The 253-nt window shown below is 71.5% G+C and carries 1 protein-coding gene; it reads right to left on the bottom strand.

Annotated elements, in window-relative coordinates:
• Positions 1-253: hypothetical protein (locus SAZ04_RS22550; RefSeq protein WP_332699945.1), on the bottom strand; the 253-nt coding region annotated here is incomplete at both ends.

Genomic DNA, 253 nt, shown 5'->3' on the forward strand with positions numbered 1-253 from the left:
GAGACCATCCAGCGATCGGACCACGGTCGGGCCAGGCCAGGGCGTGAGCGCCAGGTGCGTCCCGTCCGGCGAGAAGGCGAGCGCCGAATTGAACGTCGGCGCCGTGAACGTGTCCTTCGGGAAGTTCACGGTGAAGCGCGACACGCGCACGTCGCCCTGCACGGACGAGTCCCGCGCGAACAGCGACCAGACCAGGGCGGCCACCGACACGGTCAGGACGTCGCCGGCTGCCGCGGCCAGCTGCGTGCGGCGA

Source organism: Halalkalibacter lacteus, assembly GCF_036663595.1.
GTDB classification, from domain to species: Bacteria; Bacillota; Bacilli; order Bacillales; family Bacillaceae_D; genus Halalkalibacter; species Halalkalibacter lacteus.